The sequence below is a fragment of the Pseudomonas zeae genome (genome assembly GCF_014268485.2).
In the GTDB taxonomy this organism is placed as follows: Bacteria; Pseudomonadota; Gammaproteobacteria; order Pseudomonadales; family Pseudomonadaceae; genus Aquipseudomonas; species Aquipseudomonas neuropathica.
On sequence record NZ_CP077090.1, the window covers coordinates 5,512,812 to 5,536,883 of the forward strand.

General features: G+C 59.0%; 17 protein-coding genes. 6 read left to right on the forward strand and 11 right to left on the reverse strand.

The genetic code is table 11. The features are described from left to right. Positions 1-178: 178 nt before the first annotated feature. Together HU754_RS24225 and HU754_RS24230 are read left to right on the forward strand one after the other, a co-directional pair. Entirely contained in the window at positions 179-2,296 is a 2,118-nt protein-coding gene (locus HU754_RS24225) for a TerD family protein (protein WP_225919938.1), read from the forward strand. Between the two features lie 158 nt (positions 2,297-2,454). Next, a complete protein-coding gene (locus HU754_RS24230) occupies positions 2,455-5,595 on the forward strand; it encodes a membrane-targeted effector domain-containing toxin (protein WP_186624508.1) in 3,141 nt (1,046 codons plus the stop codon). A gap of 76 nt (positions 5,596-5,671) precedes the next feature. Here the strand turns inward: HU754_RS24230 and guaA are convergent, their stop codons facing one another. The 4 genes from guaA to HU754_RS24250 all read right to left on the reverse strand — a co-directional run bounded on the left by guaA (position 5,672) and on the right by HU754_RS24250 (position 10,402). Continuing rightward, positions 5,672-7,249, reverse strand: coding sequence for a glutamine-hydrolyzing GMP synthase (gene guaA, locus HU754_RS24235; protein WP_093430638.1), 1,578 nt, complete (start codon positions 7,247-7,249; stop codon positions 5,672-5,674). Between the two features lie 99 nt (positions 7,250-7,348). Then, positions 7,349-8,818 carry an IMP dehydrogenase gene (gene guaB / locus HU754_RS24240; protein WP_034156270.1) on the reverse strand — a complete coding sequence of 490 codons (1,470 nt, stop codon included), beginning with the start codon at positions 8,816-8,818 and terminating at the stop codon, positions 7,349-7,351. 116 nt (positions 8,819-8,934) lie between these two features. Further along, positions 8,935-9,483, reverse strand: a complete 549-nt coding sequence (locus HU754_RS24245; RefSeq protein ID WP_099757094.1) for a sugar ABC transporter ATPase — start codon at positions 9,481-9,483, stop codon at positions 8,935-8,937. A 151-nt stretch (positions 9,484-9,634) separates the two neighbouring features. Next, the gene (locus HU754_RS24250; RefSeq protein ID WP_186624507.1) at positions 9,635-10,402 is read right to left on the reverse strand and encodes a sulfite exporter TauE/SafE family protein; all 768 of its coding nucleotides are present in this window, start codon (positions 10,400-10,402) and stop codon (positions 9,635-9,637) included. A gap of 100 nt (positions 10,403-10,502) precedes the next feature. Between HU754_RS24250 and HU754_RS24255 the strand changes: the two genes are divergently transcribed. The 4 genes from HU754_RS24255 to leuA all read left to right on the forward strand — a co-directional run bounded on the left by HU754_RS24255 (position 10,503) and on the right by leuA (position 15,869). Continuing rightward, complete coding sequence (locus HU754_RS24255; RefSeq protein ID WP_186624506.1) at positions 10,503-11,390, forward strand: LysR family transcriptional regulator; 888 nt, start codon at positions 10,503-10,505, stop codon at positions 11,388-11,390. A 131-nt stretch (positions 11,391-11,521) separates the two neighbouring features. After that, positions 11,522-12,901 (forward strand): exodeoxyribonuclease VII large subunit, encoded by a 1,380-nt coding sequence (gene xseA / locus HU754_RS24260; protein ID WP_016984362.1) that lies wholly within the window; start codon positions 11,522-11,524, stop codon positions 12,899-12,901. Positions 12,902-12,904: 3 nt separating this feature from the next. Then, positions 12,905-13,726 carry a M23 family metallopeptidase gene (locus HU754_RS24265; RefSeq protein WP_064118936.1) on the forward strand — a complete coding sequence of 274 codons (822 nt, stop codon included), beginning with the start codon at positions 12,905-12,907 and terminating at the stop codon, positions 13,724-13,726. A 463-nt stretch (positions 13,727-14,189) separates the two neighbouring features. Further along, a complete protein-coding gene (leuA, locus tag HU754_RS24270) occupies positions 14,190-15,869 on the forward strand; it encodes a 2-isopropylmalate synthase (RefSeq protein WP_186624505.1) in 1,680 nt (559 codons plus the stop codon). A gap of 168 nt (positions 15,870-16,037) precedes the next feature. On the opposite strand, the gene HU754_RS24275 is transcribed toward leuA, so the two are convergent. From HU754_RS24275 to ispG, 7 genes are all read right to left on the reverse strand, one after another. Further along, positions 16,038-16,829 carry an amidohydrolase gene (locus HU754_RS24275; RefSeq protein WP_093430645.1) on the reverse strand — a complete coding sequence of 264 codons (792 nt, stop codon included), beginning with the start codon at positions 16,827-16,829 and terminating at the stop codon, positions 16,038-16,040. Then, positions 16,817-17,965 carry a pyridoxal phosphate-dependent aminotransferase gene (locus HU754_RS24280; RefSeq protein ID WP_099757100.1) on the reverse strand — a complete coding sequence of 383 codons (1,149 nt, stop codon included), beginning with the start codon at positions 17,963-17,965 and terminating at the stop codon, positions 16,817-16,819. The genes HU754_RS24275 and HU754_RS24280 overlap by 13 nt, the downstream gene beginning before the upstream one ends. 235 nt (positions 17,966-18,200) lie before the next feature. Beyond that, entirely contained in the window at positions 18,201-19,670 is a 1,470-nt protein-coding gene (gene der / locus HU754_RS24285) for a ribosome biogenesis GTPase Der (protein ID WP_093430647.1), read from the reverse strand. Positions 19,671-19,806: 136 nt separating this feature from the next. Beyond that, positions 19,807-20,958, reverse strand: a complete 1,152-nt coding sequence (bamB, locus tag HU754_RS24290; RefSeq protein WP_034156262.1) for an outer membrane protein assembly factor BamB — start codon at positions 20,956-20,958, stop codon at positions 19,807-19,809. Next, the gene (locus HU754_RS24295; RefSeq protein WP_093430648.1) at positions 20,951-21,592 is read right to left on the reverse strand and encodes a YfgM family protein; all 642 of its coding nucleotides are present in this window, start codon (positions 21,590-21,592) and stop codon (positions 20,951-20,953) included. Before HU754_RS24295 ends, bamB begins: the two co-directional genes overlap by 8 nt. 41 nt (positions 21,593-21,633) lie before the next feature. Continuing rightward, a complete protein-coding gene (gene hisS / locus HU754_RS24300) occupies positions 21,634-22,923 on the reverse strand; it encodes a histidine--tRNA ligase (RefSeq protein ID WP_016984369.1) in 1,290 nt (429 codons plus the stop codon). Positions 22,924-22,960: 37 nt separating this feature from the next. Then, complete coding sequence (gene ispG / locus HU754_RS24305) at positions 22,961-24,070, reverse strand: flavodoxin-dependent (E)-4-hydroxy-3-methylbut-2-enyl-diphosphate synthase (RefSeq protein WP_003227888.1); 1,110 nt, start codon at positions 24,068-24,070, stop codon at positions 22,961-22,963. Positions 24,071-24,072: the final 2 nt, after the last annotated feature.

Sequence of the window (24,072 nt, forward strand, 5' to 3'; positions counted from 1 at the left end):
GCCGAAGCAGCTTGTTACCGTTGAGACAGGCAACCACCTGACAAACAGAGACAACCTTACGTAGAATGCCGCCGTGGCTATGGAACACCTTCCTTCTAAACCTCCTATGACCTAGGGGTTTCGCTCTCCACACTGCGCCTGCTTTCTTGCAGGCGTTTTTATATCTGCTGTAGACACGATGCTGCAGCTCGTCCATGACGGCGATCAAAGGAGAAACTCAAGTATGAATCAGGAGCTGTTCCTGCGTCGCCGCAGCAAAGTTCACGTCCCGATGGGCTCTGGCGGTGCTACGCGCGCCCAGGTCGCGTCGGCTGTCCAGGAAATCGCGGCGCTCCGATGCGTACTGTCAGAGTCTCTGATTGAGCAAATCGGCACGTTGTCAGCTACAGAACTCAAGTACTGGCTACGCGAAATTATCAGAGTGCTTCGACGGCAGACTGGTGCTCACGTGCATCACCGGCCGTTTTATCCTGACTTCCCGGAGCAGGTTCTGACGGCCTCCCAGGCAGAGTTGTACCTTAACGCCGTCATCCACTACCTCACGCTCTGGCGCTTACCAGCAACAGAACACGCTCGACCTCCGATGCTTGAAGGCAACTTCATATCCCGCGTTATCGAACCGGGAAGCGTCTCTGAATTCGAGTCACTGCTTGAGCCGCTGGTTTCATCGCGCACTTCGCTCTCTGAAGAAGAAACGGCCGATGTAGTCTGGTTTATTCGAGAGTACAAAAGCGATGTGTTCCGCTTGCTGCCTGAGACCATTCCGTTCCGGGAGATCCGTGCACAGGTTGGCGGCGCACTGATCCGGTATGTCGCCACCGATGCAAGGGTAGACGCCTTCCTGCAACGAAACGTCGAGACCGCAACTGACGTGCTGCGACTGGCAGTCGCGTTGAGTGGCGCAGATGTGTCGCTGACGACAGCTACGACACGCTTCAAAGCAATGAAGCGCTCGATGCGCCGTCTATTTTTGCGCCTGCTCGATAACATACCCAACGCTGCAGAAGACGTGATGCGCCATGCTGAGCGCTGGAAGCGTCTGGCTGAAGTACTACATCCCGGCGATTACGGCGATAAGTATCCTCGAGCCTTAGCCGCTATCACGGCAGCGCGCCGTAACGATCCGCCCGTCACATTTAACTCACGTGTCGAAACATTGCTGGCCCAGCGTGACATCACCGCGCTTACGCCCCTTTTACAAAGCCGTCCAGGTGAGTTCGCACGAAGACTGGATGTGACCCTGCGCCGCGCGACGGAAGCAGACTCGGTACTCGACGCGTTTGAGGCGGTTGCAGCACGAGTGTCCTCGCCTGTGCTGTTGCAGGTGCTGGCCCAGGTTCGCGCCCCGCGCCCCTTGCCCCTGCGGGCGTTCACACCGAAAGGTTCATTCGCCAAAGTCTATGCCATCAGGGATCACCGAGAGCCTCTTTCACCTGAACTGTTGGCGCGCGCTGCTCGCATCTGCGAAGACGCTCTGGTAAATCGTTTTGCGCTGCTACCGCCATTAGGCCGCTGTTACGTCGATCCAGCATTACGCGAATACAAGGTGCCGCTGGCTCAGCGTGCCTCATCGAAGTCGCTGCGAACCCTCGTTCGGGGCAGTCGGCTGCCAATGCCCGACACACGTTTCATTCGACTGTTTCTGTGGTGGAAGAACGGTCGTGCTCGTACGGACATCGACTTGTCCGCCGCATTTTTCGACGCCAATTTCGTGTTCAAAGATACGGTCGCGTACTACAACCTGAAGGGTTACGGCGGCTACCACAGCGGCGATATCGTCGACGCGCCCGACGGGGCTTCGGAGTTCATCGACCTCGACCTTGATGTTCTGGTCGAGAAAGGTATCCGCTATGTCGTCACATCCATCAACTCCTTTACTCAGCAGCCGTATTGCGATCTTCCGGAATGCTTCGCCGGATGGATGGCCCGCACCGACACGGCGTCGGGTGAAGTGTTCGAGCCACGCTCCGTGGTCGACCGCATCGATATCGCCTCCGACACAGTAATTTGTCTGCCATTCGTGATGGACTTACAGGAACGACGCGTGGTCTGGGCCGATCTGGGGCTTTCTTCATCTCCCCGGTGGAACAACGTCGACAAAAACCTAAGCGGGGTTTCATTGATGCTACGGGCCTTGGTGCATACACCACGGCCGGATCTGGAAACGCTGTTCGACTTACATGCTCGAGCGCGGGGAGAACGAGTGGATTCGCCGCAGCAGGCAGAGGCAGTGTTTGCGCTAGATAAAGGGCTGACGCCGTTCGATACGGATCTGATTCGATCCAAATATCTTTGATACCGGCAACAGGTGCCTGGAGGACGCCGGACAAACAGCCCTCCTCCATCACACCCACTCGATTATCAATAGGGGAGCAATATGCGGTAGCCGGGTAGTGCACTGCCCTTGAGCGAATCGGTCATGCTCAGTCTTTGTTTCTCAAGGATGAAGAACGCATGACCTCCCCCGAACGACGTCTCCTGCCAAACGCTGCGGACAAAACCGCCCTCAAAGCCATTGCTGCGACGATCGTGCAGACCTGCCCGAGTCTGCTCGACGCTGCCCATCAAGTTGCCAACGAAATACTGGCGGACAACGGACTGTCCGGCCTCGATTCCGACCGTGTTTACTTCCACCGTTTCAAAACGGCGCAGAGCAGCACGCTGACCTTCACGGGTTGGGAACATTTGCTGGAAAAACCTTACGAAACGCTCACCCTCACACAGTTGGTGATCCATCGCTTTCGCGCGACTGATCAAGACAACGCAGATCTGCTTGGTCTTTACTGCGGGTTCTACTCGGATGGCCCGGAGGCGGAAAACTTCAATCAGAGCAATGAAGTCCGGTTGCTGGGCAGTGATGTGCTGAAGGCGTTCTGGGACGTCGACTTCAGCGCGCGCTACATAGGCCAACTGACGACTTTCTGGCAAACCTCGTCGGATAACTTCCGAGCCCTGGCAAAGTGCAACTTTCTCAGCCTGGCGGTGCAGGCGCTGCAACAGGGTGACCTTGACGGAACTGACTTTCAGCGCGTCGTCGACTCGGTAATCGGGCCCGTTACCTGGCCCGTTACCTTGCCAATGCTGCAAGCGTTACACCCGGTAGGTGCTGAAGTGCGGGCGCTGGATCTCGATGGCCACGTAGCTTCCAATGCACTGCGTCTGGTGGAAGACAGTGGCCGCCAGACCCTTTACTTGCCAGGTGAATCCCAGACATTCCTCTTGATGGAGAATGAAGCGGATCTGCATTGGTGGATGCTGGAGCAGATGAATTCAGAGGACAAGCGCACGGCTTTTCTCAAGCATTTCCCGCTGGCTGACCGCAATCACTTGACCGAAAACCTCACCGATCTGATGAACCGCCTGGTGAGCACTTGGGGTCACAGCGATCATCAAATGATCAATCGCAGCAACGTCGCGATCAGCGGTGACGCATTCACTTGGTTGAGCGAGTCGACACGTACGGCCATGGTTGCCGAGGCGCACCTTGTACTCACTTCCAACAGTCAATTGCGCAAAAAACTCTGGATCGGTTATTTGAGTGCCGGTCTGAAAGTATTCGGCCCGATGGCAGCGGTGGGCTGGCCTTTGGCGTTGCCTTTGATTGGCGCCAGCATCGCGAACATGGGATTGAACATTGATCAGGCCATCAACGGCACTACGCCAACCGAACGCAAAGCCGGTGTTACCGGAGCAGTGCTCAATGCGATCGACATTGTGTTCAACATTCCGTTTCTGATCAGCACGGGCGCGCAACTTGAAGTGGGCCCGCAGGTGGAGTTTGCCGAAGCGCAAGAAATGCTCGGGTTGGTCGAGTTCACTGCGCCTGACGTACCCTTCTTGCCGCCTGTGGATCAACCGCCAGTCGCGACGATTGATCCACAGGCGACCGTCGAGCTGGCAAACGAAATCGCCACCGGGACCACCATCGCATCCACCCGGCAGTTGGCCACGCCGGCTGCGCGCCAAGGTTGGTCTGTTCCAAAGATTCCTGCCAAATATCGATGCAACGAGCTACTTGCCCAGCGTTCTGCAGAGGCAGCTCCAGGCAAGTATGAGGGCATTTACCGCCTGGACAAGGAGCCGGGCTATGCCATCGAAATGGAGGGTGCGGCTTACTACGTGCGCTACTTTGCCGACTCCGAAGACACTGGCCACTGGGCCATCGTCAATCCCGAGCGACCCAATCAGTTCGCTTACTCGTTGCCAGTACGCTTGAGTAGTAGCGGCAAGTGGGAACGCATACCCGCGTTGCGCCTCAGGGGAGGCGGCCAATGCCTGGGCAAGGCCTGTTTACTGGGCATTGACCTGCCCTCGTCCTCATCATCGGCCCCAGCCTCATCAACCCCGTCAGCGGAGCTTCCCCTCGTTGAACCGGTTTCACCGGTTGCGCGACCACTGCGTCTGGTTACTCCCCTGAACGACATCGTAGGAATGGACATTGCGAAAATGAAAAGATGGGCAATGAACCTGCCCGAGACTTTCGACGAGCTCTCCAGTGCAAACCGTGGTCATCCATCAACTGCCGAAACGTATGAGGCTTATTTCCGCGACAGACGTACATCCCTGCTAAACAAGGCCAAAGAGTATTACTCGGAGATGAAATGGACCAACCTGCCCGCACGGCCAGTCATCCCGAAAATCGATCCAGAGATGCAGACGGCTGAGTTGATTGATCGCATCTTTGCCAATACCGATGGACTGGTCGTCGGCGAAACCCTTGATCGCATCGCCAGCATGCGGTTCATGATCGAAAACATGCCAGCGTTCGCACGGCATATCGACACACTGTACGTACGTGGTTTGCTGAATGATTTTGCCCAGGCAGATCTCAACGACTTTTACCTGTCGGGAGAGATGTCAGAGGATCTTCGCGGCTACTTGTCCGGCCTGAGTACCGACCCTGATGACCGATTCAACATGCTCGAACTGATCAAGGCTGCCCAGGCCAATGGCATCCGCAGCCATGGTCTTGAAGTCGCACACAGTTACAAACTGAAAATACCGCTGACTTCGATCGAAGAGCAGATGATCCACGCCCGGCTCGCCTCTAAAATCATGTGGGGTGACGAGCTCCTCAACAGACCCGGAAAATGGGTTGCCCTGGTCGAGGCAACGAACACCAACGCTTTCAGAAATCTGCCAGGCATAAGCGAACTCAGGGGCGGCATCGGTTTACGCATTGAAGAAGCGGTGCCCAGTGAAGTGCCCGGCGTCAGTATCGACCCGGGACTGAAAGTCACTCGGGGCCCGTTTGATAACGGGGCAACGACGCGCAACTCATCCGATATTCTATTCGCCGATCTGCGCTTGCAGATCGAAACACCTGTGCCGCAATGGACTGAGGCAACAGAGAACACACTCCTCAATCGCAACGGCATGTTCATACTCAAAAAAATGCAAAACACCTACATGCTCGTGCGTCGCGACAGCTCCAGCAATATCGTTCGAACAGTAGTAAATTGCAGGAATGGTCAGTTTTACATCTGGGCACAGTCGATGCCCCGGATCAGCGGCATCATGTTCCGTAACCTCGGCGCTTTATCCCAGCGCCTGATAGAGATCGGCTTGACCCTGCAAAGTCGCTTACCCAACTAACCCGTTTTCAAGGCATGAAACGAAAAAACCCTTGGCTTCAGGCCAAGGGTTTTTCGTTAATCAACGGGTAGTGAGATCATTCCCACTCAATCGTCGCCGGCGGCTTGCTCGACACGTCGTAAGTGACGCGGGAGATGCCTTCGATTTCATTGATGATGCGGCCGGAAACGGTTTCCAGCAGTTCGTAAGGCAGGTGAGCCCAACGCGCGGTCATGAAGTCGATGGTTTCTACGGCACGCAGGGCCACGACCCAGGCGTAACGACGGCCATCGCCGACCACGCCAACCGATTTCACTGGCTGGAACACGACGAACGCCTGGCTGACCTTGTGGTACCAGTCAGCTTTGCGCAGTTCTTCGATGAAGATGTGGTCAGCGCGACGCAGCAGGTCGGCGTATTCCTTCTTCACTTCACCGAGGATGCGCACGCCCAGACCCGGGCCCGGGAACGGGTGACGGTAGACCATATCGTACGGCAGGCCCAGCTCCAGGCCCAGACGACGGACTTCGTCCTTGAACAGTTCGCGCAGTGGCTCGACCAGTTTCAGGTTCATCTCTTCCGGCAGGCCGCCCACGTTGTGGTGCGACTTGATCACATGGGCCTTGCCGCTTTTCGCGCCAGCCGACTCGATCACGTCCGGGTAGATGGTGCCCTGAGCGAGGTACTTGATGTTTTCCAGTTTGTTCGACTGGGCATCGAAGACGTCGATGAAGGTGCGACCGATGATCTTGCGCTTCTTTTCCGGGTCAGCTTCGCCGGCCAGGTTGTTGAGGAACTGCTCCTCAGCGTTGGCGCGGATCACCTTGACGCCCATGTTCTCGGCGAACATGGCCATCACTTGCTCGCCTTCGTGCAGACGCAGCAGGCCGTTGTCGACGAAGACGCAAGTCAGTTGGTCGCCGATGGCTTTGTGCAGCAGCGCGGCAACTACCGAGGAGTCAACGCCGCCGGACAGGCCCAGCAGCACGTTGTCGGTGCCGACTTGAGCGCGGATGTTGGCGATGGCGTCTTCAGCGATCTTCGACGGCGTCCACAGGGCTTCACAGCCGCAGATGTCGAGGACGAAGCGCGACAGGATACGACCGCCCTGCTTGGTGTGGGTCACTTCCGGGTGGAACTGCACGCCGTAGTAACCACGGTCGTCGTTGAACATGCCGGCGATCGGGCAGCTTGGGGTGCTGGCGAGGATGTGGAAGTCTTCCGGCATCTTGGTGACTTTGTCACCGTGGCTCATCCATACGTCGAGGCCGAACAGGCCGTCAGCGTCGATGTGGTCTTCGATGCCGTCGAGCAGACGGCTCTTGCCGACCACGTCAACGCGGGCGTAACCGAACTCACGCAGTTCGGAACCTTCAACCTTGCCGCCCAGTTGCTCGGCCATGGTCTGCATGCCGTAGCAGATACCAAAGACCGGTACGCCCAGGTCAAATACTGCCTGTGGGCAACGCGGGCTGTCGGCGACGTGCACGGACTCGGGGCCGCCGGCGAGGATGACGCCTTTAGGAGCGAATTCGCGGATCGCATCTTCGTCCATGTCGAACGGGTGCAGTTCGCAGTACACACCGATTTCGCGCACGCGGCGGGCGATCAGTTGGGTGTATTGCGAGCCGAAGTCGAGGATCAGGATGCGGTGAGCGTGAATATCGAGGGCCATGATTCAGTCTCGTCTAAGTCGTTCAGAAACAGTCGTGATTCAGAAACAACTCGGGGCTGAATCAAACAGCCCCGGTTGCTTTGCTTGTAGCTTGAAGGCTCAACCTACGCGGTAGTTTGGCGCTTCTTTGGTGATCTGCACGTCGTGAACGTGGGATTCGGCCATGCCGGCGCCGGTGATCCGCACGAATTCAGGCTTGGTGCGCATTTCTTCGATGTTGGCGCTACCGGTGTAGCCCATCGAGGAACGCAGACCGCCCATCAACTGGTGAATGATCGCGCTCAGGGTGCCTTTGTAAGGCACACGGCCTTCGATGCCTTCCGGAACGAGTTTCTCGGCACCTGCCGAGGAGTCCTGGAAGTAACGGTCGGAGGAACCTTGAGCCTGGGACATGGCGCCCAGCGAACCCATGCCGCGATACGCCTTGTACGAACGGCCCTGGAACAGTTCGATCTCGCCCGGCGCTTCTTCAGTACCGGCGAACATCGAGCCCATCATCACGCAGGAAGCACCGGCTACGATGGCCTTGGACAGGTCACCGGAAAAACGGATGCCGCCGTCGGCGATCAACGGTACGCCAGTGCCTTCAAGGGCAGCGGCGACGTTGGCGATGGCACTGATTTGCGGGACGCCGACACCGGCGACGATACGGGTGGTGCAGATCGAGCCAGGGCCGATACCGACCTTGACCGCATCAGCGCCAGCTTCGGCCAGAGCCTTGGCTGCGGCGCCGGTGGCGATGTTGCCGCCGATCACCTGCACTTCAGGGAAATTCTCTTTGACCCAGCGAACGCGGTCGATCACGCCTTTGGAGTGACCGTGGGCGGTATCAACTACCACCACGTCCACACCGGCATTGACCAGAGCAGCGACGCGGTCACCGGTGTCTTTACCGGTACCGACCGCAGCGCCAACGCGCAGACGACCTTGATCGTCCTTGCTGGCCAGCGGGTAGGCTTTGGCTTTTTCGATGTCTTTGACGGTCATCATGCCTTTGAGGGCAAACTTGTCATCGACGATCAGAACTTTTTCCAGACGGTGCTTGTGCAGCAGCTCGCGGACTTCGTTCTTGTCGGCGCCTTCACGCACGGTGACCAGACGCTCTTTAGGCGTCATCACTTCACGTACGGTGGCTTCCAGACGGGTTTCGAAACGCACGTCACGGGAAGTGACGATGCCGACCAGGTCGCCATCGTGCAGGACCGGAACGCCGGAAATGTTGTGCATGCGGGTCAATTCGAACAGGTCACGTACCGTGGCATCAGCCTCGATGGTGATCGGATCCTTGACGACGCCGGCTTCGAACTTCTTGACCTTACGCACTTCGGCAGCTTGCTGCTCGATGGTCATGTTCTTGTGGATAATGCCGATGCCACCTTCCTGAGCCATGGCGATTGCCAGACGGGCTTCAGTGACGGTGTCCATTGCAGCAGAAACCAGAGGAATGTTCAGCTCGATGCCACGGGTAAGGCGGGTCTTGAGACTGACTTCGTTAGGAAGCACCTCGGAATAACCAGGCACTAAAAGAATGTCGTCGAATGTCAGAGCTTCTTGGCTGATACGCAGCATCGCGGGGGCTCCCGAGCGGGAAAATGGAAGCGCGCCATTATAGTCATCCACCCCCTGCTGTTCAATGTAAAACTCAGCTTAATATCAATGTTGCTGATGTACGGGAATCCCCGCCGTTACAGCTCCACCTTGACCCAAGAGACAGGTTGATCGAGCCAATCGGCGAACTCATCGATAAAGCTCTGCTTGAAGCCCGCCTCCAGCCAGTTGTTGAAGATGAAACCGAGGTTGGAAAACCCGCACTCCTGCAGGTACAGGAAGCCGTTGATGTCGTCTTCGTGACCGCATTCCGGGCAGGTGAAGTTGTCGGTGCGCCCCGGCATCCAGTCTTCGAGGCTTTCGAACAGCGCTTCGCCGATCTCGCGACGACACTCGGCGCAACCGGCCTCTTCGAGAAAGCCCTTGGCCGGTGTGTAGATGCAGCGTTTGGTGACGATCTCCAGCCCGTTGATCGGCTCACCAAATGGTAGCGCTTGCGGGTGCAGGACCACGGCGCGGGCGCCATCGGCAATCCCGTAAGCCATGCGGTTGCCGGTGCGGCCACAGGTTGTCAGCTCTTCTTTGATGATGTTCTTGCGCACCAGCCAGCGCACGATCGCCCGGGCCCGGGGTTCGTGGACCGGCAGGGTGGAGATTTTCGGGACGATGATGCTTTGCGAATTCATGGGAAATCCTGCGGTGTGACTTCTGACGCCTTCGCGAGCAAGCTCGCTCCCACAATGGAATGCAGTTCCCTGTGGGAGCGACGGTGCGACGATTCGACCTGCTCGCGAAGAGGCCCTAAAGGCCGGCAGCTTAATCCCTGACAAAATCCGGTCAAGTGCTGAGGTAGCGCCCGATCAATGCCAGCCCGCTCGCCAGCACCAGCCACGTCACCAGCCGTACAAATGCCTCGCGCGACAACTTCATGGTCAAGCGCCGCCCGATCCACAGCCCCAGCGCCATGGCCGGCAACAGACACAGCGCCAGCATCAACAAGGGTAGCTCGGCATACACACCGGCGATGGCAAACAGGCTCAAACGCACCACCGTGCTGCAACTGATCAGCGCACTTTGCGTCGCCCGCGCAGCGTCCTTCGGCAGCCGACTGTTGAGATAAATCGCGTATAGAAAGCCGCCACTGCCAAACAGCGCGCCGAACAACCCGCCCACTGTCCCCATCGGCACTGCCCAGGCCGCCGACAATTGCGTCGGCCGGGCTTTGACCCACAGGCTGTAAATCGCGTAAGCGCTGATAAACAGACCCATCAACAACAGCAACAGATCGGATTTCAGATTAAGCAGGAAAATCACTCCCAGCGTGCAGCCCAGCGCCATGCACGGCAGTAGCCGCAACAACTCCGGCTTGGCCACATCCCGCCGCGACGGCAGCAGGTTGCCGAACGCTGCAACGAAATCGAGTAGCACCAGCAGCGGCACAATCTTTGACAACGGCATGAACAGAAGCAGAATCGGCCCCGCCACCAATGCAGTGCCAAATCCGGCAATGCCGAACACGATGTAAGCCAATGCGATGCCCAACCCAATCACCGCCCAGCCGCCAGCGCCCCACGCCCATTCACTCAACAACCCCGCCACACTCATCGATCCGCTTCCTTAATAAGCCTGAGATGACTTTAGCCAGCGCCGAGGGTTGCGACTAATATCTTCAAAGTCGATCACCCATCTCAAAAAGGCATAACTGGTGCTTTCAACCCGTCAATTGCGTTACTTCGTCGAAATTGCCGACTGCGGCAGTTTCAGTGCTGCGGCTGAACGTTTATTCGTTGCGCAATCGGCGCTGAGCCGGCAAATCAAGGACATGGAAACGCGCCTGCAAACCCCGCTTTTCGAGCGCACCGCGCGCCAGCCTCGCCTCACTGCGGCTGGGGAAGCTTTTTTGCCGCGAGCAAGAAATCTGCTGAACGAGCTGAGCAAGGCCAGCGCCATGGCCACCGAAGTCGGCAATGGCCAGCTCGGCACCTTGCGCCTCAGTCACTCCAGCACTGTGTCTATCAGTGGCCGGCTGCTCAGTGATATCGGCGCTTATCTGCAGCAACAGCCTGGCGTATCACTGGATATCGGCAAACTCTCTTCGGAAGCGCAACTGGAAGAACTCGCCGAAGGACGCCTCGATGTCGGCCTGCTGCGCCTGCCGGTGTTGCGCCAGCGCGAAGGTGTTCAGATTGTGCCGCTGTTTACTGAACGGCTGCTGTTGGCAGTGCCGATGAATCATCGATTGGCCGAGGCTGAGCGTGTCGATCTGGCCCAACTGAAGGACGAGGCATTCATCTCGATCCCGCATCCGCAACGCGGCGGTCTGAGTTATCTGTGTGCTGAATTGTGCATGCGTCAGGGCTTCTTTCCGCGAGCGGCGCGGGTCATGTCGCGCAAGACCACCCAGCTCCAGCTGATTCAGGCCGGGTTCGGCATCGCCCTGCTGCCGGAATCGATGCAGGACATCGCTCCGAGCGGTGTACGATTTCTGCCGCTGACCGATCCCGATTGCCAAAGCACTGTCGCCCTCGCCTATCGCCATAATCCGCCCCCGCTGATTCAACACTTCATCGAAACCTTCACAACCCCCTTGTAGGAGTGAGCCTGCTCGCGATAGCGGTTGGACATTCAACCTATCCTGCGACTGAGACTCCGCTATCGCGAGCAGGCTCACTCCTACAGGAGATCGATGGTGATTCAACGGCAAATGCCTTTAAACTGCGCCCCATGATTAAAGATCCCTTTGCAAGACTTGGCCTGGACCGTGAGGTCCTGACCGTCAGCCAGCTCAACGGCCGCGCGCGGGTGTTGCTCGAAGACGTGTTCAGCAACATCTGGGTCGAAGGCGAAATCTCCAACCTCGCGCGCCCGGCGTCAGGCCACATCTATTTCACCCTCAAGGACAGCGGCGCGCAGGTGCGTTGCGCGCTGTTCCGGCAGAACGCTGCGCGAGTGCGTCAGGCGTTGAAGGACGGCCTGGCGGTGAAGGTGCGTGGCAAGGTTTCGCTGTTCGAAGGCCGTGGCGACTATCAGTTGATTCTCGACACTGTCGAACCTGCCGGTGACGGTGCACTGCGTCTGGCCTTCGATGCGCTGAAGGAAAAGCTCAGCGCCGAAGGTCTGTTCAGTGCCGAACGCAAAGTGCCGTTACCCGCGCATCCGCAGCGCATCGGCATCATCAGCTCGCCAACCGGCGCGGTGATTCGCGACATCATCAGCGTATTCCGCCGCCGTGCGCCGCAGGTGCAACTGACGCTGATTCCGACTGCCGTACAAGGCCGGGAAGCCACCGCACAAATCGTCCGCGCGCTGAAAATGGCCGATGCCCGTGGTTTTGACGCGCTGATCCTCGCCCGTGGCGGCGGTTCGCTGGAAGACCTTTGGTGCTTCAACGAAGAAGCCGTGGCCCGCGCCGTCGATGCCTGCGTGACGCCGATTGTCAGCGCCGTCGGCCATGAAACCGATGTGTCGATCAGCGACTTTGTTGCCGACGTGCGCGCACCGACGCCGTCTGCGGCTGCCGAATTACTCGCGCCCGATTCCAGTCATCTGATCCGTCAGGTCGAAAGCCTGCATCGGCGCTTGGTGATGCGCATGCGCGACCGTTTGATGCGTGATCGTCTGCGCCTGGAAGGCATGGCCCGTCGCTTGCGTCATCCCGGCGAGCGTCTGCGCCAGCAGGCTCAGCGCCTGGATGATCTGGACATGCGCATGCGTCGGGCGTTCGAACGCCATCTCAATACCCGTCGCGAGCGCCTGATCCGCCTGGAAACCCGCCTCGCCGGCCAGCATCCGGGGCGGCAATTGGCGATGTTGCGCCAGCGACTCGACAGCCTCGCCGAACGCTTGCCTCGCGCCATGCGCGAAGGTCTGAAGAACCGTCGCCTGCAACTGCACAGCCAGATGCAGACGCTGCACGTGGTCAGCCCATTGGCGACGCTCGGTCGCGGTTACAGCATTTTGCTCGATGAGCGTGGCCATGCGATTCGCAACGCTGCACAGACCCACACCGGCCAGCGCCTCAAAGCCAAACTCGGCGAAGGCGAACTGCAAGTGCGCGTCGAGGACAATCACCTGACGCCTGTCACTCTCTCTTTACTGGACTGATCCATGCCGCGCTTTCTCGCTCCACTGTTTTTGCTCTGCCTGACCTTCAATGCCCACGCCGACAGTTACATCACCCGGCTGCTGAACAAACCGGTGCCGGGCGGTGTGGCGGTGGTTGATCTGGGCGCAGCCGCGCAGGCACCGAAAGCCACGTATCAAGGCAAACCGGTGCTGGTGGTGAAAGAGCAGAACAACTGGCTGGCGATTGTCGGGGTGCCCTTGACCGTGAAGCCTGGCGCGCAGCAGATCAGCAGCGGCGGACGTAACTTGCCATTCACCGTGGGCAACAAGAAATACCCGGAACAACGCATCACCCTGAAGAACAAACAGCAAGTCAACCCGGATCAGTCGAACCTCAAACGCATCGAGGGCGAACTGGCCGAACAGATCAAGGCATATCGCAGCTTCAGTCCGAACACGCCGAGCAATCTGTTGTTGGACAAACCGGTGAACGGTCCGTTGTCGAGCAAGTTTGGTGTGCGTCGCTTCTTTAATGGTGAAGAGCGCAATCCACATGCAGGCCTCGATTTCGCGGTGCCAGCGGGCACGCCGATCAAGACCCCGGCGGCGGGCAAAGTGATCCTCACCGGCAACTACTTCTTTAATGGCAACACTGTGTTTGTCGACCATGGGCAGGGCTTTATCAGCATGTTCTGCCATATGTCGAAGATTGATGTGAAAGTCGGCGATCAACTGGCGCGAGGCGCAGTGGTCGGCAAGGTTGGCTCGACTGGTCGGGCGACCGGGCCGCACATGCACTGGAATGTCAGCCTGAATGATGCGCGGGTGGATCCGGCGATTTTCATTGGTGCGTTTCAACCTTAAATATTTGTTGAGGCGACCGGCCTCTTCGCGAGCAGGCTCGCTCCCACACTGGATCTTATTCACAACAAAGATCCCCTGTGGGAGCGAGCCTGCTCGCGAAGGCGGCCTATAAAACACCGCCACACTGAATAAATCTTCAAAAACTCAATTGCGCCCCAATCTAACCTCACGCAAACATCAATAAGATCCACCACCTCCAGCGCAATAAAATCCCGCAAAAGCCCGCTTTCCGAGTATTCCTCTCAATTTTTTTCGACTGCTTGCCATCCTCTCCCCTCGCGGTTAGGGTTGAAGGCATGAAAACCTCTCACACCCTCATTCAGCTTCGCCAGCACCGCAGCCTGTGCCTCGTCAGCGCACGACTGCCAGGCTGAATCGCGGCACCTCGTCCCACGCTTTTCCAAGAACATTCGTAACACCGGCAGGCCGCCTCTTTTCGGCCCAGACAATAAGGAATTTCCCGATGAGCATGCTCAAAGATCCGTCTTCGAAATACCGCGCGTTTCCCGTCATCAACTTGCCGGATCGCACCTGGCCGTCGAAAACCATCGACGCTGCTCCGATCTGGTGCAGCTCTGACCTGCGTGACGGCAACCAGTCGCTGATCGAGCCGATGGACGCGGTGAAAAAGCTGCGCTTCTGGAAAACCTTGGTGCAGGTGGGCGTGAAGGAAATCGAAGCGTCGTTCCCGGCCGCTTCGCAAACCGACTTCGACTTCGTGCGTACCCTGATCGAAGAAGGCCACATCCCGGACGACACCACAATTCAGGTGCTGACCCAGGGCCGTGAAGATTTGATCGAGCGTACGTTCGAATCCCTGCGCGGTGCGAAAAAAGCCATCGTTCACTTGTACAACGCCACCTCGCCGTCTTTCCGTCGCATCGTCTTCAACCAGGACAAGGACGGTATCAAGGCCATTGCAGTCAACGCCGCCAAGCTGTTCGTCAAATACGCGGCGATGCAGCCGGACACCGAGTGGACCTTCGAATACTCCCCGGAAACCTTCAGCGCTACCGAGCTGGAATTCGCCAAGGAAGTCTGTGACGCGGTGATCGAGGTGTGGAACCCGACGCCTGAGCACAAGATGATCCTCAACCTGCCGGCTACCGTTGAGTGCGCGACCCCGAACGTCTACGCCGACCAGATCGAGTGGTTCGGCCGCAATATCAACCGTCGTGACAGCGTGATCATCAGCCTGCACACCCACAACGACCGTGGCACCGGTGTCGCCGCTACCGAGTTGGGCCTGATGGCCGGCGCCGATCGCGTCGAAGGCTGCCTGTTCGGCAACGGCGAGCGTACCGGTAACGTTGACCTCGTCACCGTCGCCCTGAACATGTACACCCAGGGTCTTGACCCGCAGCTGGACTTCTCCGACATCGACGGCGTGCGCAAAGTGGTCGAAGAGTGCAACCAGATTCAGGTTCACCCACGTCACCCGTACGTTGGCGACCTGGTGCACACCGCATTCTCCGGCTCGCACCAGGATGCGATCCGTAAAGGCTTCTCCCAGCAGAAACCGGATGCACTGTGGGAAGTGCCGTATTTGCCGATCGACCCGGCCGACATCGGCCGCAGCTACGAGGCGGTGATTCGCGTCAACAGCCAGTCGGGCAAGGGCGGCATCGCCTACTTGCTGGAGCAGGAGTACGGCATCAGCCTGCCGCGTCGCATGCAAATCGAATTCAGCCAGGTTGTGCAGCGTGAAACCGATCGTCTGGGCCTGGAGATGACCGCCAAGCAGATCCATTCGCTGTTGATCAGCGAATACCTGCAAGCCAACACCCCGTACGCGCTGGTCAGCCATCGCCTGCAGGAAGAAAACGGCAACAGCGCCGTCGAAGTGGAAGTGGCAAGCAAAGGTCAGGGCGAAACCAACCTGCACTGGCGCGGCAAGGGCAACGGTGCGCTGGAAGCACTGGTCGCCGGTCTGCCGATTCCGGTGGAGATCATGGACTACAACGAACACGCGATCGGCGCGGGCACCAACGCCAAAGCAGCGGCGTACATCGAACTGCGTGTGAACGGCGAACGTGCAGTGCACGGCGTGGGCATCGATGAAAACATCACCACGGCCAGCTTCAAGGCCCTGTTCAGCGCGCTGAACCGCTCGTTGAGCCAGCCAGAGGCGAAAGCGGCGTAATCGACCGCTGAAATGCAAAAGGCCCTGGCGTTTGAACTCCGGGGCCTTTTTTTGCCTGCGATCGTTCCCACGCTCTGCGTGGGAATGCCTCAAGGGACGCTCTGCGTCCAGTGACGCGGAGCGTCACGGGCTGCATTCCCACGCAGAGCGTGGGAACGATCAGTTACCTCAGGTGAACTCGAAGGTGTCGGCATCCAGATTCGCCGGAAAGCGCTCGCGATACGCCGCCAGTGACGCCGCCTCCAAAACCACCTTGAACACCCCGTCCGCCTCCCCCGCCGCCAGCAAGGTTTCCCCCTGGAAATCCAGCACCTGACTGTCACCGGTGTAGGCGAAGCCCTTGCCGTCCGTGCCGACGCGATTCACCGCCGCCACATAGCAAAGGTTTTCGATGGCTCGCGCCGGCAACAGGCGATTCCAGTGCAGACGCCGCGCGCCCGGCCAGTTGGCGGTGTACAGCAACAGATCGGTGTCCTGCGCATCGCGGCTCCACACCGGGAAGCGCAGGTCGTAACAAATCAGCGGACGGATGCGCCAGCCCTTGAGTTCGAACTGCACCTGACGTTCGCCGGGGGTGTAGTGATTGTGCTCACCGGCCATACGGAACAGGTGACGCTTGTCGTAATGCAGCACTTCGCCGTCCGGTCGCGCCCATAGAAGGCGATTGCGATGGCTGCCGTCGGCGGCCTGAATGATCACGCTGCCGGTAATGACTGCATCGAGCTTTGCCGCCTGAACCCGCAGCCATTTGCTGGTCGGGCCATTCTCGGCTTCGGCAAGGGTTTCGGATTCCATGGAGAATCCGGTAGTGAACATCTCCGGCAGAATGATCAGATCCGCCCCCCGCGCCTGCTCCAGCAACACCGCGAAATGTTCAAGGTTGGCCTGGCGGTCATGCCAGGCCAGGCTGGTCTGGATCAGCGCCAGGTTCAGATCAGGTAACGCACTCAGATCACGCATAGTTTTGCCGCCGCTTCACGCAGCGTCTCCTCGCGTTTGGCAAAACACAGACGCACCAGGCGCTGGCCTTGCGGTGGGTTCTGGTAGAACACCGACACCGGGATACTCGCCACGCCGTGTTCGCGGGTCATCCATATGGCCATCTCGACGTCGTTGAGGTCGGGACGGATCTGCGAGTAATCGACCAGTTGGAAATAGGTGCCGGTGACTCGGGTGAAGGTGAAACGCGACGGCGCCAGCAGATCGCAGAACAGATCGCGCTTGGCTTGGTAGAAGCCCGGCAACTCTTCGACGTGTTCCGGGTGCTCGGCCATGTAATCGGCCAGCGCATATTGCAACGGCGTGACGCCGCAGAAACTGACGTACTGGTGGACCTTGCGCAGTTCGGTGGTCAGCGCTGGCGGCGCGACGACGTAACCGGTTTTCCAGCCAGTGACGTGATAGGTCTTGCCGAACGAGCTGACCACGAATGCGCGCTGATACAGCTCTTCATGGGCCAGCACGCTGACGTGCGGCACGCCGTCGAACACCAGATGTTCGTAGACTTCATCGCTGATCAGGTAGATGTCGCGACCACGGATCAACTCTGCCAGTTGATCGAGTTCGGCACGACTGATCAGTGCGCCGCTCGGGTTGTGCGGGGTGTTGATGACGATCATTTTCGTGCGCGGACTCAGGGCAGCAGCGAGTTGATCGAAATCGATGGAGAAGTCGTTCGGATTCAGTTGTACATGTACGCAACGACCGCCCGCCAACTCTGTCGCCGGTTCGTAGCTGTCGTAGCACGGATCGAACACGATGACTTCGTCGCCGCTGTGGATAACCGCCTGAATCGCACAGAAGATCGCCTGGGTCGCGCCCGGCGTGACCGTCACTTCACTGTCGGCATTGACTTGCACGCCATAGCTGCGAGCGATTTTCGCCGCAATCTGCTCGCGCAGTGCCGGCAGGCCAGTCATCGGTGAATACTGGTTGTGGCCACTGGCGATGTGCCGACCGACCGCGTCACGCAGGGACTGCGGGCCGTCGAAGTCAGGAAAACCCTGGGACAGATTGATCGCTCCGGTCTGGGCCGCGAGCTGAGACATCTGCGTGAAAATAGTGATGCCGACATTCGGCAGCTTACTGGTGATCATCGAGGGTTCCCTGCTCAACACCCGGCTCTGACGACGGCGCGGGAGAGCCCGAGGATAGCCCATCCGGCGCCCATAAAAAAAGGGCGCCGGATGGCACCCTTCTCTCATGTTGATCGTTCCCGCGCTCTGCGTGGGAATGCAGCCCTGGACGCTCTGCGTCCACCGCTTATGTGACGCAGAGCGTCACGGGATACATCCCCACGCGGAGCATGGGAACGATCAACGAGCCGCGACCTTATTTCTTGTCGCGGCGCTTCTTGCTGGCTTTCTTGTTGTGCGACATCAAGCGACGCTTCTTGTTGACCTGGCGGTCGGTCAGCGTGTTCTTGTTGCCTTCGTACGGGTTCTCGCCGCCCTTGAACTCGATGCGGATCGGCGTACCGACCAGCTTCAGCACACGGCGGTAAGTGTTCTCCAGATAGCGCACGTACGACTTCGGCACTTTCTCGATCTGGTTACCGTGGATCACGATGATCGGCGGGTTCGCACCACCCAAGTGGGCGTAGCGCAGCTTGATCCGGCGGTTGTTGACCATCGGTGGCGCGTGCTCGCCCACCGCGTCTTCCAGAATCTGGGTCAGACGGTTGGTCGGCCAGCGGGTGACCGCCGACTTGAACGAGTTCTGTACGGACGCGTAGAGGTTACCCACGCCAGTGCCGTGCAGGGCCGAGATGAAGTGGATGTCGGCGTAGTCAACGAAGAACAGGCGACGTTGCAGCTCGACCTTGACGAAGTCGCGCTCGCTCGGCGTCATGCCGTCCCACTTGTTGATCGCGATCACCAGTGCACGACCGGATTCGATGGCGAAGCCCAGCAGGTTGAGGTCGTGATCGACCACGCCTTCGCGGGCGTCCATCACGAAGATCACCACGTTGGCGTCTTTGATCGCCTGCAGGGTTTTCACCACGGAGAATTTTTCGACTTCTTCGTGGATCTTGCCGCGCTTGCGGACGCCGGCGGTGTCGATCAGCGTGTACTTCTCTTCATTCCGTTCGAACGGGATGTAGATACTGTCGCGGGTGGTGCCCGGCTGGTCATAGACGATAACCCGGTCTTCACCGAGCATGCGGTTGACCAGGGTCGACTTGCCGACGTTCGGACGACCGATGATGGCGATCTTGATCCCGTCTTTTTCGCTCGGGCCAGGAATGCGCTTGGCTTCCTCGCCTTCGGCAACGATCTCTTCTTCGCCGTCTTCCGGCTCTTCTTCGTCTTTGGGGAAATCACCCAAGGCGATTTCCAGCATCTGGGTGATGCCACGGCCGTGAGCACCGGCGATCGGGATCGCGTGGCCCATGCCCAATGGAGCGAATTCAGCGCGGGCCATTTCCGGGTCGATGTTGTCGACCTTGTTGGCGACCACGTAGGAACGCTTGTTACGTTTGCGCAGGTGTTCGGCGATCATCTGGTCGGCGGCGGTAAAACCGGCCTTGGCATCTACCAGGAACAGCACAACATCCGCTTCTTCAATGGCCAGCAGCGACTGCTCGGCCATTTTTTCGTCCATACCGTGCTCGTCACCGGAGATACCACCGGTGTCGACCAGAATGTAGGAACGCCCTTGCCACTTGGCCTCACCGTACTGGCGATCACGGGTCAGACCGGACAAGTCGCCGACGATGGCGTCGCGCGTCCTGGTCAGGCGGTTGAACAAGGTGGACTTGCCGACGTTCGGTCGGCCCACCAGGGCGATTACGGGAACCATGCGGCTCTCCACTTCGTTATTTCAGAAAATACAAAAGCCGCTGCGAGGCAGCGGCTGGTGCTCGGGGCAACGCCTGTTAGCGCTGCAAGCCCCATGAATCCGGGGCCGCCTGGGGGTTTAACCCCAAGCATAGTTGTTACTTGATGGTCAGGGCTTCCAGTTTGCCGCTGTTGCCATAGACATAAATCGTGTCACCCACCACCAGCGGACGGGCGCGCAGGCCGTCGCTGTCGATGCGCTCACGGCCGACGAAACGACCGTCAACCTGGCTCAGCAGGTGCAGATAACCTTCCAGGTCACCGACTGCAACATAGCTGGAGAACACTTCCGGAGCCGACAGTTGACGACGAGCCAGCGAATCGTTGCTCCACAATGCTGTGGTGGAACGTTCGTCGACGCCTTCAACGGTGCCCGAGGACAGGCTCACGTAAACGCTGCCGAAACCCTGAGCGATACCGGCGTAGCTCGACGCATCGCGCTGCCACAGTTGACGACCGCTTTCCAGGTCCAGTGCCGCCACGCGACCCTGATAGCTGGCAACGTACAGCGTACCGCCGGACAACAGCAGACCGCCGTCGATGTCGACCACGCGCTCCAGTTCCGAACGACCTTGTGGAATCGCGATCCGTTGTTCCCACACCGGCACGCCGTTGGAAATATCCAGAGCGACCACTTTACCGGTCGAGAGGCCAGCCACCGCGAGACGGTTGGTGACCAGCGGTGCGCTGGTGCCACGCAGGGTCAACACGGCCGGGGTGCTGTCATACACCCAGCGCTGAGTACCAGTGGAAGCATCCAGACCGATCAGACGATCGTCCTGAGTCTGTACCACCACCACGTCGCCGTTGTTGGCCGGCGGCGCGAGGACTTCGCTGTTCACACGAGCGCGCCACTTCTCTTCACCGTTGCTGGTGTCCAGAGCAACGACTTCGCCGCGCAGCGTACCGATCAGAACCAGACCGTAACCCACGCCAACGGCGCCGGAGACAGGCAGGTCAAGATCCTGCTTCCATTTCACGTCGCCATTGCCGCGATCCATGGCCATCACCACGCCGGTTACATCGGCGGCGTAGATGGTGTCACCGTCGATCGCCGGCACCAGCATGTTGTAGGTTTCGCCCTGACCGTCACCGATCGAACGACTCCACTGCTTGTGCAGAACCACTTCTTCTTTGAAGTCGGTCAGTTCAGCCGGTGGCAATTCTTTTTTGCTGTTGCTGCTGCAACCCGCGGCCAGAAGGGCCAGAGCCAGCAATGCTGCATGCTTCCAACGGATCACGTCACGCATCCCCTTTGGCCAGGTCGTCGAGCTTGATTTGAAGGCCACCGACCGCCGCTTCATCCGACAGTGCCGCCTTGGCTTTTTGATACGCCTTGTTCGCGTCATCGGTACGGCCCAGCTGTACCAGCAGGTCGCCCTTGAGTTCTTCGCGAGTGGCCAGGAACGCTTTGTCGGCATCACCGTCGAGCAGTTTCAGGGCATCTTCAGCCTTGTTCTGCGCGCCGAGTACCTGCGCCAGACGCTGACGGGCGATTTCGCCCAGCGCCGGGTTGGCCGGTTTGTCGACAATGGCTTTCAGTTCGGCCGCAGCGTCATCCAGCTTGCCGCTGTCGACCGCCACTTTGGCCACGAACAGGCTGCCGTACTGCGCGTAGGCGGAACCGCTGAATTCGCTGTTGAGCTTGCCGGCCAGATCCGCAACGCGGGCCGCATCAGGCTTGCCGTCAGGCGTCAGCGTGGTTTCCAGCAGTTGCTGATAGAGCACCGAGGCGCCTTGCGACTGGTTGCTCTGGTATTTGTGATATGCCTGCCAGCCGAACACGATGACCAGCGCCAACAGGCCGCCAGTGACCAGAGGTTTGCCGTTGCGTGTCCACCAGTCCTTCAAATCCGCCAACTGTTCGTCTTCGGTACTCGACACCCCAATACTCCTTAATCGCTAAATCGGCTGTTTAGACAGCTTCAACCCTGCACGACGCAGGTGGCCAGGTGAGCGGCGAGCGCATCCCAGGCAATGCTTTGTTGTTCGCCCTGGCCACGCAGGGGTTTGAAACCTACCACTTGCTGGGCCATTTCGTCGTCACCCAGAATCAGTGCATACAGCGCACCGCTCTTGTCGGCCTTCTTGAACTGGCTTTTGAAGCTGCCGGCGCCGGCATTGACTTGCAGACGCAGGTTTGGAAGTTGATCACGAACACGTTCAGCCAGAGCCAGACCGGCCAGTTCGGCTTCTTCACCGAAGGCGCACAGATAGACATCGACCTGACGGGAGATTTCTTCCGGGATCTGCTCAAGGGTTTCCAGCATCAGCACCAGACGTTCGATGCCCATGGCGAAACCGACACCGGTGGTCGGCTTGCCACCCATTTGCTCGACCAGACCGTCGTAACGACCGCCCGCGCAAACAGTGCCCTGGGCGCCGAGTTTGTCGGTGACCCATTCGAATACGGTTTTGCTGTAGTAATCGAGGCCGCGCACCAGTTTCGGGTTGAGCACGTAAGGAATGCCGACGGCATCCAGACGCGCTTTCAAACCTTCAAAGTGCGCACGGGATTCGTCGTCGAGGTAATCGGCCATTTTCGGCGCATCGACCAGCACCGCTTGAGTGTCGGCATTTTTCGTGTCGAGCACGCGCAGCGGGTTGGTTTTCAGGCGACGCTGGCTGTCTTCGTCGAGCTTGTCGTGGTGCGCCGAGAGGTACTCGACCAGCGCTTCACGATAACGCCCACGGGACTCGCTGGTGCCGAGGCTGTTGAGTTCAAGCTTGACCGCATCACGAATGCCCAGCTCGCCCCACAGGCGCCAGGTCATGGTGATCAGCTCGGCGTCGATGTCCGGGCCGTCGAGATTGAACACTTCCAGACCGATCTGGTGGAACTGGCGATAACGGCCTTTCTGCGGACGCTCGTGGCGGAACATCGGGCCGATGTACCAGAGTTTCTGCACCTGGCCACCGCCGGTGATGCCGTGCTCGAGTACGGCACGCACGCACGCCGCGGTACCTTCCGGACGCAAGGTCAGGGAGTCGCCGTTGCGGTCTTCGAAGGTGTACATCTCTTTTTCGACGATGTCGGTGACTTCACCAATCGAGCGTTTGAACAGCTCGGTGAATTCAACGATCGGCATGCGGATCTGCTTGTAACCGTAGTTATCCAGCAGACGCGCAACGGTGCCCTCGAAATAACGCCACAGCGGGGTCTGCTCGGGCAGGATGTCATTCATGCCACGAATGGCTTGCAGAGACTTGCTCACTTTAAATCCTTAAATTCGTTCGGCGCTTCAATCAGGCTCAGCCGCGCGCAATAACCGCAGCGTCAGCTTCGACCTTCTCGGCCGCTTTCTGGCGGATCAGCTTTTCCAGCTCGTCCACCAGATTGTCATTCGTCAGTTTCTGCGACGGCTTGCCGTCGATGTAAATCAGGTTTGGCGTGCCGCCGGTCAAGCCGATATGGGCTTCCTTGGCTTCGCCGGGGCCGTTGACCACACAACCGATCACCGCGACATCCAGCGGCACCAGCAGGTCTTCAAGGCGCCCTTCCAGCTCGTTCATGGTTTTCACCACATCGAAGTTCTGCCGCGAGCAGCTCGGGCAGGCGATGAAGTTGATGCCACGGGAACGCAGATGCAAAGACTTGAGAATGTCGTAACCGACCTTCACTTCCTCGACCGGGTCGGCCGCCAGCGAGATGCGGATAGTATCGCCAATCCCCTCGGCGAGCAGCATACCTAGGCCCACGGCGGATTTCACTGTGCCCGAACGCAATCCACCGGCTTCGGTGATGCCCAGGTGCAGCGGCTGAACGATTTCTTTGGCCAGCAAGCGGTAGGCTTCGACGGCCATGAACACGTCAGAGGCCTTAACGCTGACCTTGAAGTCCTGAAAATTCAGGCGTTCGAGGTGCTCAACGTGACGCAGAGCGGACTCGACCAGCGCAGCAGGAGTCGGCTCGCCGTATTTCTTTTGCAGGTCTTTTTCCAGTGACCCGGCGTTGACGCCGATGCGGATCGGAATGCCGCGATCACGCGCTGCATCGACCACCGCCCGAACACGGTCTTCACGACCGATGTTGCCCGGGTTGATACGCAGGCAGTCCACGCCCAGTTCGGCCACGCGCAGGGCGATCTTGTAGTCGAAGTGGATGTCGGCAACCAGCGGTACCTTGACCAGTTGTTTGATCTTGCCGAACGCCTCGGCGGCGTCCATGTCCGGCACCGAGACGCGGACGATATCGACGCCAGCGGCTTCCAGACGGTTGATCTGTGCAACGGTGGCGGCGACGTCATTGGTGTCGCTGTTGGTCATGCTCTGCACCGCGATCGGCGCGTCGCCGCCCACCGGTACGTTGCCGACCCAGATCTTGCGCGAAACGCGACGTTTGATTGGAGATTCGCCGTGCATGA

Excerpts from the sequence above, each read along its gene's own strand:
- HU754_RS24225 (WP_225919938.1), top strand. The coding sequence starts at position 179 with ATGCTGCAGCTCGTCCATGACGGCGATCAAAGGAGAAACTCAAGTATG.
- HU754_RS24230 (WP_186624508.1), top strand. The coding sequence starts at position 2,455 with ATGACCTCCCCCGAACGACGTCTCCTGCCAAACGCTGCGGACAAAACC.
- guaA (WP_093430638.1), bottom strand. The coding sequence starts at position 7,249 with ATGGCCCTCGATATTCACGCTCACCGCATCCTGATCCTCGACTTCGGC.
- guaB (WP_034156270.1), bottom strand. The coding sequence starts at position 8,818 with ATGCTGCGTATCAGCCAAGAAGCTCTGACATTCGACGACATTCTTTTA.
- HU754_RS24245 (WP_099757094.1), bottom strand. The coding sequence starts at position 9,483 with ATGAATTCGCAAAGCATCATCGTCCCGAAAATCTCCACCCTGCCGGTC.
- HU754_RS24250 (WP_186624507.1), bottom strand. The coding sequence starts at position 10,402 with ATGAGTGTGGCGGGGTTGTTGAGTGAATGGGCGTGGGGCGCTGGCGGC.
- xseA (WP_016984362.1), top strand. The coding sequence starts at position 11,522 with ATGATTAAAGATCCCTTTGCAAGACTTGGCCTGGACCGTGAGGTCCTG.
- HU754_RS24265 (WP_064118936.1), top strand. The coding sequence starts at position 12,905 with ATGCCGCGCTTTCTCGCTCCACTGTTTTTGCTCTGCCTGACCTTCAAT.
- leuA (WP_186624505.1), top strand. The coding sequence starts at position 14,190 with ATGAGCATGCTCAAAGATCCGTCTTCGAAATACCGCGCGTTTCCCGTC.
- HU754_RS24275 (WP_093430645.1), bottom strand. The coding sequence starts at position 16,829 with ATGCGTGATCTGAGTGCGTTACCTGATCTGAACCTGGCGCTGATCCAG.
- HU754_RS24280 (WP_099757100.1), bottom strand. The coding sequence starts at position 17,965 with ATGATCACCAGTAAGCTGCCGAATGTCGGCATCACTATTTTCACGCAG.
- der (WP_093430647.1), bottom strand. The coding sequence starts at position 19,670 with ATGGTTCCCGTAATCGCCCTGGTGGGCCGACCGAACGTCGGCAAGTCC.
- bamB (WP_034156262.1), bottom strand. The coding sequence starts at position 20,958 with ATGCGTGACGTGATCCGTTGGAAGCATGCAGCATTGCTGGCTCTGGCC.
- ispG (WP_003227888.1), bottom strand. The coding sequence starts at position 24,070 with ATGCACGGCGAATCTCCAATCAAACGTCGCGTTTCGCGCAAGATCTGG.